The organism is Alcanivorax sp. HI0007, from assembly GCF_001635525.1.
GTDB lineage: Bacteria > Pseudomonadota > Gammaproteobacteria > Pseudomonadales > Alcanivoracaceae > Alcanivorax.
Window position 1 is genome coordinate 1 of sequence record NZ_LWEJ01000282.1, and the last position, 12,280, is coordinate 12,280.

Consider the following 12,280-nt stretch of genomic DNA (forward strand, 5'->3'; position numbering starts at 1 on the left):
ATCAGGCTTTTCAGGGTTTGAACGCCAAGAGGCCGCGTCCAGAGTCTGGACGCGGCCTCTTGCGTTGCAAGGTGCTTAGGCGCTGAGCTCGTGCCAGTTATTAATTATTCATTATTAACTCTTAATTGCTCGTCCAAGGGTTTGCCCGCCGCAGAATCTCATCCAGATCCAGCCCCCGCGGCAGCGTCCCATAGTTTCGATCACCGTGCTCGCCCAGACGGGAGGCGATAAAGGCCTCGGCAACTGCCCCATTGCCGGCCGCCACCAGCTGGCTGGCCTGGAGGGTCAGGGACAGGCGATCGACGATGTCCCGGGCCCGGTATTCCGCCTCACCCATGTCCGTGAATTCCCGCTTGAGCGACGTCACTGCCTGGTCAAGACGGCTATCACTGCCAGCAGTTTTCGCCAGCTCGGCGAACCACACCTCCAGCACCGCCGGGGTCTTGGCCAGGGCCCGTAACATGTCCAGGGCCTGCACATTACCGGAGCCTTCCCAGATGGCATTGATGGGCGCCTCGCGATACAGGCGCGCCATAATGAAGTCTTCGGTGACACCGTTCCCCCCCAGGCACTCCATGGCTTCATAGGCATGGAACGGGGTGCGCTTGCAGATCCAGTACTTGCCCGCCGGCAGACCTAACCGCAACAGCAGTTTCTCATGCTCATTGGCCGGGTCCAGGGTACTGTTATCCAGTGCCTCCCCCATGCGCATGGTAATGGCCAGGGAGCCTTCTACCTCCAGTTGCAAATCCGCCAAGACGTTACGCATCAATGGCTGATTAATCAGGGTCTTGCCGAAGGCGGCGCGGCCCATGGCATGGTTCACCGCCTGAGCCACGGCCTGGCGCTGACCGGAGGTGGAGCCCACCATGCAATCGAAGCGGGTCATGGCCACCATCTCGATAATGGCCGGTACGCCGCGCCCTTCCTCGCCGACCATCCAGCCCAGGGCGCCGCGCAGTTCGATCTCCGAGGAGGCATTGGAGACATTGCCCATCTTGTTCTTCAGGCGCTGCACCTGGATCGGGTTCTTGCTGCCGTCCGGACGCCAGCGGGGCACCAGGAAACAGCTCAGGCCGCTGTCGGTCTGGGCCAGCACCAGGAAGGCATCACACATGGGCGCCGAGGTGAACCACTTGTGGCCCACCAGTTCATAGGCTTCCCCCGGGCCTTCCGCTGCCACCGGGTAGGCCCGGGTGGTGTTGGCGCGTACATCGGAACCGCCCTGCTTTTCGGTCATGCCCATGCCGATGGTCAGCGCCTGCTTTTCCGTGTGCGGCACATTACGGGGGTCATAGGCATTGTTGAGAATCTTCGGCAGCCATTCCTTTGCCAGCGAGGACGTCAGCTTGATAGAGGGCACCGAGGCAAAGGTCATGGTCAACGGGCAGCCATGGCCCGCCTCCACCTGTCCTTGCAGATAGCTCTGTGCCGCACGGGCCACATGGGCACCCGGCCTGGGATCCGTCCAGGGAGCCGAATGAATCCCGGACTCCAGACCCAGCGTCATCAGGCGATGGTAGGCTTCGTGGTACTTCACGGCGTCCACGCGATAGCCCTGACGGTCGTGGGAGAAGAACTGCGGCTTGTGCTCGTTGGCCAGGAAGCCCCATTCGATCACTTCCGCGCTGCCGGTTTTGGCTCCGTGGGCAGACAGGCGGTCTTCTGCCCACCCGGCTCCGTGGCGGCGCACCGCTTCACGCAGGGCCGTATCGTTGTCGTAGGCGTTGTAGTCTTCCAGGGCCCGGGCCTGGTTGAAGACCTCGTGGGTCTGGGCCAGCGGGTCCGGCTTCAGGTTATCGTGCTTGGCGGTCATTGGTGCTCTCCCGAAAAAATCATGCAGTCTGTTGCTGCTCGATAAACTGGGCCTGCGCCGGGGGTACCCCCACGGCTCGCAGACAGAATTGGGTCAGGGATTCCGCCAGCTGGGTTTTGGCCAACGGGTCGGACAACGGGCCCACCAGGGCTTCGGCAATGGCGCCGACCAGCGCCGCCGCGCTGATCGCCGTATCCTGCATGGGCAGCGCCCCCTGGCTAACCCCATCGCTGAGCAACTGCTGATAAAGCGCGGCGTAGCGCTGGCGATAGGTGAGACGCTCCGCGTCCACGGCCGGATCCACCGGCTCGGCGATCAACGACCAGGCCAGCCGCGGTGCCGCCTGGGCACGCCGCACAAAGACCTGCAGCACATGGCAGAGCCGCTCGGAAAAGCTGCCGGGATGCCCCATCGCCTTTGCCACTGCAGCCACTTCACGCTCGGTGGCCACACGAAAGACCTCCGCCGCCAGCACCGCCTTGTTGTCGAAATAGCGATACAGGGTGCCCACGCCTACCCCGGCCTTGGCCGCCAGCGTCTGCATGGTGAGATTGGCAAAGCCGCCCTCGCGGACCAGCTGCTCAGCGCAAACCAGCAGATGGTCACGCTGGGCCGCCTTGCGCGCTTTCACATTGGCGGTTTCCCGGTAAGCCATAATCGGAATCCATATTCATTTCTTAAAAGAAGTGAACCATGATTCCGACCTTCTGGCAACCGCCGCCTGTCGCGCACCCCAGCTCCCCGCAGGAGCGCCTCTCGAGGCGCGAACCTGAGCCCAGGCGAAGAACCGGCTGCAGATAGCACCAGCGAATCTATTGGCAATTTGCCTGATCGGATGACAAATCCCTCGCCAAAGGCTCGGATTCGCGCCTCATGAGGCGCTCCTACAGCAGGTTGGTCATCACCCCCAGCGCCGCCATGCCCAGCACCATCCCCCATAACGGCACTGTCTTGCTACGCAGCACCACAAACCCCGCCACCACGATCAACAAATCCCACAGATCATTCACCGCAGAGACGAACACCGGCTGATACAGGGCCGCCAGCAGCAGCCCCACCACCGCCGCATTGATCCCCGCTACTGCCCCGGCCAGGGCCGGACGGGAAGAGAGCCACTGCCACCCTTCCATCAGTCCCAGCACCAATAGAAAGCCCGGCAGGAAAATCGCCAGGGTAGCGATCAGTGCACCCCACCAGGGGCTGGCCGGCAGCAGCACAGCACCCAGATAAGATGCCAGCGAGAACATGGGCCCGGGCACTGCCTGGGCGGCGGCATAACCGGTGAGAAATTGATCCGGAGACATCTGCGGCCCCACCAGTTCCTGCAACAGGGGCAGCACGACATGCCCCCCACCAAACACCAGGGAACCGGCGGCAAAGAAATCATTCCACAGGCCCAACATCCGCCCCGCCGGCAGCAGGGCGACAACCGCAAGCAACGCGAACAGCAGCAACGGCCCACGGCGCCACACCGGTTTACCCGGTGCCGCCACGCCCTGAGCCGGTCGCAGCCAGTGCCAGCCAATGGCGGCAGCAACCAGCAAGGCCAGCATCTGCCCGAGCAACGCCGGCCACAGCACCAACAGCACAGCCACCAAGGCGGCGATGGAGCGGGTCAGGCCGTTGGCACAGAAACGCTGGCCCATATTCCACACCGCATCGGCCACCACGATCACCGCCAGCCACTTCAGCCCGGTGATTGCCCCACCCTGCAGCCAGTCCGGCAAAGAGGCGGCGTAGATCCCCAACAGCGCCATCAACAGAAAAGACGGCAGGGTAAAGGCAACAAACGCTGCAAAGGCCCCGAAGATCCCCCCGCGCACTCGGCCGATGGCAAAGCCCAACTGACTGGACGCCGGCCCGGGCAGAAACTGTGTCAGCGCCAGCAGGCGAGCGAACTCCGCCTCATCCAGCCACTGCAATTCCTCCACGAAGCGACGGTGAAAATACCCCACGTGGGCCGCCGGCCCGCCAAAGCTGATCAGCCCCAGCAACAGAAACTGACGAAAGATATCGCGCATCACTGACAAGTATTCCCGCTGAAATTTCACCAGAACCTAGCACAGTTTGCTGGCGGGCGGATGTCAGTGCCGGTCGGCGGCAGGTATACTCGCCCCATGCAATCCGATGCCCACTCCGTTCTCCAGCATGTCTTTGGCTATCACCAGTTCCGTGGTGAGCAACAGACCATTATCGATAGCCTGATCCAGGGCGACGATGCGCTTGTGTTGATGCCCACTGGCGGCGGCAAATCCCTGTGCTACCAGATTCCGGCGCTGGTTCGCCCTGGTACCGGCGTGGTGATCAGCCCGCTGATTGCCCTGATGCAGGATCAGGTGGATGCCCTCAAGGCGCTGGGCGTCAGAGCCGGATTTCTCAATTCCACGCTGAATATGGAGCAGCAGCGCGCCCTGGAAGATGCCCTGCTCAACGGCGAACTGGACATGCTCTACATCGCCCCGGAACGGCTGATACAACCTCGCACCCTGTCGCTGTTGCACCAGGCACAGATTGCCCTGTTTGCCATCGACGAAGCCCACTGCGTCTCCCAGTGGGGCCATGATTTCCGCAACGACTATCTGCAACTGTCCCTGCTGCACCGGGAATTTCCCCATGTACCGCGCATCGCCCTGACCGCCACGGCGGATCAACGCACCCGAACGGAAATTGCCGAACGGTTGGACCTGACCCAGGCCCGTCACTTCGTCTCCAGTTTTGATCGGCCCAATATCCAGTACCGTATCGAGCGCAAGGATGGCGCCCGGAATCAGCTCCTGCGCCTGATTCGTGCCGAGCATGACGGCGATGCCGGGATTGTCTACTGCCTGTCACGCAACAAGGTGGAACGGGTCGCCGAATGGCTGTGCCAGCAGGGCGTCAAGGCTCTGCCTTACCACGCCGGCCTGCCCGCGCAAACCCGCGAAAACCACCAGCAACGGTTCCTGCGCGAGGATGGGCTGGTGATGGTGGCCACCATTGCCTTCGGCATGGGGATCGACAAACCGGATGTGCGCTTCGTGGCCCACCTGGACCTGCCAAAAAGCATCGAATCCTATTACCAGGAAACCGGTCGTGCCGGTCGTGATGGGGAGCCCGCCACTGCCTGGATGGCCTATGGCCTGGAAGATGCCATCAAACTCAAGCAGATGCTGGCCCAGAGCAGCGGCAACGAGCAGCACAAACGCAACGAAAATCAGCGCCTGGAATCCATGTTGGGGTTGTGCGAGATCACCCAGTGCCGTCGTCAGGCCCTGTTGCATTATTTCGGTGAGACCCTGGAGCAGCCCTGTGGCAACTGCGATACCTGCCTGAACCCACCGCAGACCTTCGATGCCAGCGAGGCCGCCCAGAAAGCGCTGAGCTGCGTCTACCGCACCGGCCAACGCTTTGGCGCCAATCACCTGATCGACGTGCTCACCGGCAACCGCTCCGACAAGGTGGCCAGCGCCGGTCACGACCATGTCTCCACCTGGAACATCGGCAATGAGTTCAGCTCCAGCCAGTGGAGAAGCATTTATCGGCAACTGGTGGCCCGTGGCCTGCTGACCGTGGACATGAACGGCTTTGGCGCGCTGCAACTCACCGAAGCCTGTCGCCCCTACCTGCGCGGCGAACAGCCCCTTCACCTGCGCAAGGAAATGGCCAAGGCCAGGAAAGCCTCCACCCGACGCGCGCACGCCAATATCGCTGACGCCGACCGCACCCTCTGGGAAGCCCTGCGCGCCTGCCGTAAACGGCTGGCGGATGAAGAAGGCGTGCCACCTTATGTGGTCTTCCACGACGCCACCCTGATGGACATGCTCGCCATTCGCCCACGGAATCGGATGGAAATGGCCGCCGTCAGCGGCGTCGGCGACCGCAAGCTGGAACGCTACGGGGATGCGTTTCTGGCCATCCTCAACGGGAAGGATGATGCCGCCGGTGTCGCCGAGCCCGTCGGCCCGGATCGCAACGAGATTCTCGCTCTGGCCCAGGCCAACATGAGCCCGGCCGCCATCGCCCGCCAGCAGAATCTGAACGAGCAAACCGTGTACCGGGAGTTGGCACAGCTGGTTACCACCCATCAGCTCAGCCTGGAGCAGGCGCTGGGGATCAGCGAAACCGAGATCGGCATCATCCAGGATGCGCTGCTCAGCCAACCCAACCTGGCCGAGGACACTTTCAGCTACCGACAGTTGAAAGACCTGCTGGCCGACGACTGGCCGACCGGGGTCCTGCACTGCGTCCGTCAGGCCATCCTTGCCACGGCATAAAAGCGCCTGTACCGCCCATCCGCCTTCAGTCTTCCACCGGAAGCCGTTTGAATGAACGGGAGAACTGCAGGATCAGAAAGTTGATCAGTGACAGCACCAGGGCGATTTCATAGCGGCTGTAAGCCACCGAAATGCCAATGGCCCCGGTATTCCACAAACTGGCCGCCGTGGCAGTACCACTGACACTGGCCCCATCCTTGAGAATCGCCCCGCCGCCGATAAAGCCCATGCCGGTAATAATCCCGTACATCACCCGGGCTTCTGCATCAGAGCCGCTATAGACCTGCATCCCCACCAGCATGTAACCGCAGGCGGCAATGGATACCAGCGGGAAGGTCCGCAGGCCCGCACCCCGGGCGCGCTGCTCCCGATTCCAGGCCACCGGTAACGCCAACACAAAGGCAATCCCCAGCTGGTACAGGTGGGTAACGACCTGGTTCCAGTCCAGGGAGCCTCTGAATAACGCCTTGCATGCTCAGGCTTTCAGGCTGGCTCACAATCTAGGCGCGCTTTTGAAGGCATGCTGGTTGCCTGTCGAGAAAGTGCAACAACGAGTGTGGGCCAGCCTGGAAGCCCCGAAGGGCGTGACCTGAAGGGCACATCTGCTGCGCTTTGTCGCTAGGAAAGGGAACCACCCTGTCCGTCGCACCAAAACACAACAGCTGCACCCTTCAGGTCACGCTGAGTACGCAAAGCGTTATTCAGAGGCTCCCTAACTCCTGCATACGCACTCTCCTTAGCCGGCATTGCCGTGACAAAGGCCCGGACTACGCCAAATTTTGCATCACGCTTTGTCACTCTCTGTAAGCAAAAGCTTACACCCAGACAACAGAGCCATGGCCGTAGCCACGCTACTCTTGATCCTGTTCAAAAAAGATACTGTGGGGACAAACCATGGAACAAGACGTGCAGCTGGATCTGGAATGGGTGCCTGACGCCCTGGCAGGGGTTTTTGAGGATGCCCACGCGGATCATTGCGGCCAATGGGAATCCATTGACGCGGAAAGCACCGCCGCCCACGCGGCCTGAGAGAGCCCAGCCATCCCGCATCCTCGCCCGACCTGCGGCGCTTTAACCTGATCCGCGTCCGGGAGAGAATACTCCCATGGATGTGATATGGATCAGTCATCGCGGCCTGCACCAACGCCATGGTGAGAACAGCCTGCATGCGTTCGAGGCCGCCGCCGAAGCCGGTTTCCACACCCTGGAAACCGACCTGCGCAGCACCCATGATGGCCAGATCGTCCTCCATCATGATGCCTCCCTGATTCGCACCACCGGCAGTGACGCCGTTATCGAAGACATGGACAGGGACCAATGCCTACGCCATCGACTCCATGATGGCCAGCCGTTGCTTACCTTCGAGCATTTCGCCCATACCTTTACCGACCAACGCTGGATTCTCGACATCAAACCGGAGAGCGCGGCACGCACCCTGGCAGCGCTGCGCCATTGGGCCGACCAGCAACAGAAAGGCGACTGGCTCTGCCGCCAGGCCCGTTTCCTGCTCTGGCACCCGGAGCACACTCGATTGCTACGCCAGCACTTCCCCGCCGCTATCACCATGGCGCCACAGACAGAATGCCGTCGAGCCGGCCTGTCGCTGCTGATGGGGCTTCGCCCGCTGGCCGCCATACGCGCCGGCCGCACCTATTCCCTGCCACCGGTGTTTCACGGCCTGCCCCTGTTCCGGCACTCTCTGGTCGATGCCTATCACCGTCTCGGCGGCCGGGTGCTCGCGTTCCTGCCGGAGGGACGGGAGCAGCAGCGCCAGGCGCTCCGCTCCGGGGTCGACGAAATCCTCAGTAATACCGCGCCGATACGCTAGCGAGCCTGGGAATGAGGCTCCGTCGGGCACCGGACCGCCGGGCTCGTGTTCCGCCCCGGGATGCGGTAGGCTTGCCGCCCCTTCTTATGTCAGACCCAATTACATGCCTTTTACTTCCCTTGGACTGGGGGATGACCTGTTGGCCGCTGTTGCCGATCAGGGTTATCACACCCCGTCACCGATCCAGGCCCAGGCCATCCCTGCCGTACTCAGCGGCCGTGATGTGATGGCTGCTGCCCAGACCGGCACCGGCAAGACGGCCGGTTTTACCCTGCCCCTGCTGGAGCGCCTGCGCGCCGGCCAGCCCGCCAGCCATAACCAGGTACGCGCCCTGGTACTGACCCCAACCCGGGAGCTGGCCGCCCAGGTCGCCGACAGTGTGGCCACCTACGGCAAGCATCTGCCCCTCACCTCCACCGTGGTCTTCGGCGGTGTGAAGGTGAATCCACAGATGCAGCGCCTGCGCGGCGGCGCGGATATCCTGGTGGCGACACCCGGTCGCCTGCTGGATCTGTATCAACAGAACGCGGTGAAATTCGACCGCCTGGAAATCCTGGTGCTGGACGAAGCGGATCGCATGCTCGACATGGGCTTTATCCATGACATCCGCAAGATTCTCTCCAAGCTGCCCCCCAAACGGCAGAACCTGATGTTTTCGGCCACCTTCTCACCGGAAATCCGCGCCCTGGCCAAGGGCCTGGTGAACAGCCCGGTGGAAATCGATGTGAGCCCGCGCAACACCACCACCGAGCTGGTTACCCAGTGGATTGCCCCGGTGGACAAACAGCGCAAGGCCGCCCTGCTTACCCACCTGATCCAGGACAACAACTGGTACCAGGTACTGGTCTTCAGTCGTACCAAGCACGGCGCCAACAAGCTGGCCAAACAACTGGAAAGCAACGGCATCGAAGCCGCGGCCATCCACGGTAACAAGAGCCAGAATGCCCGTACCCGTGCCCTGGCAGACTTCAAGAACGGCAAGATCCGCGCCCTGGTGGCCACCGACATTGCCGCCCGGGGTCTGGATATCGAGCAGCTGCCCCAGGTGGTCAACGTGGACCTGCCCAATGTGCCGGAAGACTACGTGCATCGCATCGGGCGCACCGGCCGTGCCGGCGCCACCGGCCAGGCCATCTCCCTGGTCAGCGCCGATGAGGCCCAACAGCTGAAAGATATCGAACGGCTGACCCAGCAACAGCTGGAGCGCAAAATCGTGGCCGGCTTTGAGCCCGGCGAACCGCTACCGGCAGCGGGGGCGCTACAGCCACCCAAGCGCAAACGCCCGAAGAAAGCGAAACCGGCCCACTCCCGTCCGGACAATGGCGGCGGTAACGGTCAGGCTCGCAAAGGCAATGGCGGAGGCGGCAATGGCCAGAACCGCCAGGCACGGCCTGCCAACAACAGCCGCCCCGGTGGCAACAGCCAGCGACGGCGTCGCCCGGCAGGCAACCGCCGGCCGCAAGCCCAGTCCTGAACGAAAAAAGGCGCCTGAGAGGCGCCTTTTTTCTGACTCTAACCCATCGCTTACCGCTGCCGCAGCAACCCCTGGTAGTGAGCCATATAACCTTTCAGCTCATCATCGCTCAGGTCCTTGAGCACCTTGTTGTTGACCGCATGCACCGCCTTGCGGCTACCGTCGATACCCACGTTCAAGGCCTTCTGGGTCACAAAGCCGATCTTCACTTCCTTGGTGTTGGCGACAAAGACTTCATCGATGATCTTGTCCGACATGGCGCTCATCACCCGGGTGACCAGGGCCACGTCTTCGGTGCCCTTGCCTGCCGCACACAGCTCGGTGGCCTTGCGGAAATCAGCGGCGAAGCTGTCTTCCACCGGGAAAGCGATACTGGCGTGATTATCGTTGTCGTCGCCAGCCTGCCAGTACATGGCCTTCACGTTCTTCACCACCGGGGCGAATTCCGCGTTGGACACCTTCTTGAAAATCTGGCGGGTGAGCATGCTGGACGCCTTGCCGGCGGTGGACACGGCAAAATCGATCACCTTTTTCTGGCCCCCTGACAGCTCGGTCATATTGGCCGGCTCCACCAGAAACAGGCTGAGAATCCGGTCGGTGAGATGGTCCACCATGTGAATGAATTTCTCGGCACTGTCTTTACGATCGTGCTCGACGGCATGAAGGAAGTCTTCGGTGCTGTTGACCAGCGCCGGGTTAGCGGGAATCGCCACCACGTTCTGCATTGTTATGTCCTTGCCTTGCAAACAGTTGCTGTCACTCAAAAAACTCATGATAGCGGGGCCATGGCCCGAGGGGAAACGCCAATCGGGCCGGAATAACAAAGCTTATACGCAGGAGTATCAACCTGGCGCGTCTGAATCACGCCTTGCAGGCGCAGGCTTTCAGGCCATGCCAAGTCCCCCAGGCGTGATTCAGGAGCCACCGCTGTGGGTAACAGCAGGTTGACGGACCGCCTGTGAGGAAGAGGCAGAGGGTTTGGCACGGCGGATATCTACCTGGGGAGAGGTGATCATGGTTCCGTCCATGGCGCAGTCCGGGCCCAAGGTCACCGCATCAAACGTGGCCGAACCGTCCGTGTTGCCCCACACCAAGGTCACCGGCCCGGGCCCACAGATCCCCCCCAGTAACGGCACCCTGACCTTGACCTGCATGTCATCCACGGTGAGGCGCCCCGGGTGCTCTACCTGGCCCTGCCAGGGCAGCGCCAGCGCCTTGATGCTTTTGCACAACGGGTTGATGCCACCGAAGATGACCTCGGTCACCCGGATCGCCCCCTGCTCACTGACATGGCCGTTAAACGTGGTATGGCAACTGACCGGGATGGCACCTTTCTTCATGGCCAGTTTACCGCTGGCGGAAAACGCCCCCGCCGGCGCCACCGTCACCTCTGCGCTGGTGACCCCGACAAACGCCAAGGCCATAACGGCCCCGGCAATGATGTTCCTTATCATTATTGTTATCCCTGCCGATATGTTCACCGGCATGGTGGCACGAGGCAGTAATACGTCCCAAGCCAATCGGACGCAAAACCACGACCGCTCGGCAGTTTTTCTTGCCAACCTCTACGCCAGGCTACACCAGTTGGTAGCCGATACTCCCCAGTACCGCCAGCACCACGGCCCACTTGGCGGTCACATAGAACGTCTTGTTTCTCCGCTTTACAGACTTCAGGAAGCCCTTGTAGGCCAGCACCCCTTTGCCCAGCTTGTTGCCCACCCCGGTATGGCTGCTATCCAGGTTGTCGATAAAGAACAGGCGGTTGAAGAACCAGCCGAAGTACCAGTACACCTTCTGTACCCACTTCCACTTCATGGGCCGGTCCACATCCGTCATCAGAATGATTCGCGGGGTCTCGGTGCGGTTCCAGGCGGAATGGATATAGGTTTCATCGAAGATGATGCTGTCGCCATCGCGCCAGATATAGTCGTCCTCGTTCACCGTCAGGCCACAGCCCTCATCGTTGGGAGTGCTCAGCCCCATGGAATAGCGCAGGGTGTAGGCGAACGGATCGTGGTGACGATTAAGCTTCTTGCCCGGCATCAACACGGCAAACAGGGCAATGTTCATGGACGGAAGCTGGTCCAGCAGGGCCATGGTTTTCGGTGCCAGCTCATAGGCGGAAGGCAGCTTGTTGTCATAAACCTTCAGGTAAAAGCTGGTCCAGCGATTGTCCTTGTAGAAACTGCTGGCCGGCAAGTCCTCCTTGGCGGTGATGTTGCCGCCGTGATACAGGGCCAACGCCTCGTCACGGATGGTTTCCCAGTTATCCTCGATCAGCTGCAGCTCCGGAAACCAGGATTTGTCCATGCGGGGCGTGGTGGGCACCTTCGACAATAGATACGCCGGAATATTGAACGGCACCATGAAGGTGGAAAAATCGGAAAGCTGGCGCTTGAGACCAAACGGCTCCCGGTTACGCATACGGATAAACACAATGCAGCCCACATAGACCAGCAAACAGACCACAATAACGGCCATAACCTGTCCCTTTTCACTCTTGCTAACGGGGTTTCGCCAGTGAACCGCGGCACCCGGAAAATGAATTAGGCGAAATTTTACCTAATCCTGGCCCGCAAAACCGGAGCCACATCGGTAATTTTCCGCCGCTGCTCGGCGCTATCCGTCCTGGGTTACGACAGCGCGGGGGGCATTTCGCACTGGCGAGCGCCTTGCCGGAAACGAAAAAAGCCTCTCGAAAGAGGCTTTTCCCGAAGGGCATTGAGTGCGGAGCACTCAGCCTGTTACTTGTCGGCGTCCAGCGCCTGGTAGTAGTCCATCAGGATCTGGGCCACTTCCGGACGAGAGAACTCCGGCGGCGGGGCAATGCCCTGGCCCAGCATCTCACGCACCTTGGTACCTGACAGCAGCACAAAGTCGTCCTTGGTGTGGTCCGGTACATCACGCAT

General features: G+C 61.4%; 12 protein-coding genes. 4 read left to right on the plus strand and 8 right to left on the minus strand.

Annotated features, from left to right (window positions below; genetic code table 11):
- Positions 1–121 precede the first annotated feature (121 nt).
- The 3 genes from A3714_RS17125 to chrA form a co-directional block, all read right to left on the minus strand.
- Positions 122–1,816 carry an acyl-CoA dehydrogenase family protein gene (locus A3714_RS17125; protein ID WP_063525691.1) on the minus strand — a complete coding sequence of 565 codons (1,695 nt, stop codon included), beginning with the start codon at positions 1,814–1,816 and terminating at the stop codon, positions 122–124.
- Between the two features lie 19 nt (positions 1,817–1,835).
- The gene (locus tag A3714_RS17130) at positions 1,836–2,471 is read right to left on the minus strand and encodes a TetR/AcrR family transcriptional regulator (RefSeq protein WP_062816912.1); all 636 of its coding nucleotides are present in this window, start codon (positions 2,469–2,471) and stop codon (positions 1,836–1,838) included.
- A 229-nt stretch (positions 2,472–2,700) separates the two neighbouring features.
- Positions 2,701–3,837 (minus strand): chromate efflux transporter, encoded by a 1,137-nt coding sequence (chrA, locus tag A3714_RS17135; protein WP_063508669.1) that lies wholly within the window; start codon positions 3,835–3,837, stop codon positions 2,701–2,703.
- 96 nt (positions 3,838–3,933) lie between these two features.
- Between chrA and recQ the strand changes: the two genes are divergently transcribed.
- The gene (gene recQ, locus A3714_RS17140) at positions 3,934–6,069 is read left to right on the plus strand and encodes a DNA helicase RecQ (RefSeq protein ID WP_063508668.1); all 2,136 of its coding nucleotides are present in this window, start codon (positions 3,934–3,936) and stop codon (positions 6,067–6,069) included.
- A gap of 25 nt (positions 6,070–6,094) precedes the next feature.
- Here the strand turns inward: recQ and A3714_RS17145 are convergent, their stop codons facing one another.
- Complete coding sequence (locus tag A3714_RS17145) at positions 6,095–6,517, minus strand: MgtC/SapB family protein (protein WP_063508667.1); 423 nt, start codon at positions 6,515–6,517, stop codon at positions 6,095–6,097.
- Positions 6,518–6,963: 446 nt separating this feature from the next.
- On the opposite strand from A3714_RS17145, the gene A3714_RS18335 reads away from it, so the two are divergent.
- The 3 genes from A3714_RS18335 to A3714_RS17155 all read left to right on the plus strand — a co-directional run bounded on the left by A3714_RS18335 (position 6,964) and on the right by A3714_RS17155 (position 9,371).
- Entirely contained in the window at positions 6,964–7,098 is a 135-nt protein-coding gene (locus tag A3714_RS18335) for a hypothetical protein (RefSeq protein ID WP_255357632.1), read from the plus strand.
- Positions 7,099–7,174: 76 nt separating this feature from the next.
- Positions 7,175–7,897 (plus strand): glycerophosphodiester phosphodiesterase family protein, encoded by a 723-nt coding sequence (locus A3714_RS17150; RefSeq protein ID WP_063508666.1) that lies wholly within the window; start codon positions 7,175–7,177, stop codon positions 7,895–7,897.
- A 103-nt stretch (positions 7,898–8,000) separates the two neighbouring features.
- Positions 8,001–9,371 (plus strand): DEAD/DEAH box helicase, encoded by a 1,371-nt coding sequence (locus A3714_RS17155; RefSeq protein WP_062816907.1) that lies wholly within the window; start codon positions 8,001–8,003, stop codon positions 9,369–9,371.
- A 50-nt stretch (positions 9,372–9,421) separates the two neighbouring features.
- Here A3714_RS17155 and A3714_RS17160 read toward each other — a convergent pair whose 3' ends face one another.
- The 4 genes from A3714_RS17160 to A3714_RS18340 all read right to left on the minus strand — a co-directional run bounded on the left by A3714_RS17160 (position 9,422) and on the right by A3714_RS18340 (position 12,280).
- Positions 9,422–10,096 (minus strand): hypothetical protein, encoded by a 675-nt coding sequence (locus A3714_RS17160; protein WP_062816906.1) that lies wholly within the window; start codon positions 10,094–10,096, stop codon positions 9,422–9,424.
- A gap of 189 nt (positions 10,097–10,285) precedes the next feature.
- Positions 10,286–10,825, minus strand: coding sequence for a hypothetical protein (locus tag A3714_RS17165; RefSeq protein WP_062816905.1), 540 nt, complete (start codon positions 10,823–10,825; stop codon positions 10,286–10,288).
- 121 nt (positions 10,826–10,946) lie between these two features.
- Positions 10,947–11,852, minus strand: a complete 906-nt coding sequence (locus A3714_RS17170) for an aspartyl/asparaginyl beta-hydroxylase domain-containing protein (RefSeq protein WP_063508665.1) — start codon at positions 11,850–11,852, stop codon at positions 10,947–10,949.
- Between the two features lie 263 nt (positions 11,853–12,115).
- Entirely contained in the window at positions 12,116–12,280 is a 165-nt protein-coding gene (locus A3714_RS18340; RefSeq protein ID WP_255362641.1) for a hypothetical protein, read from the minus strand.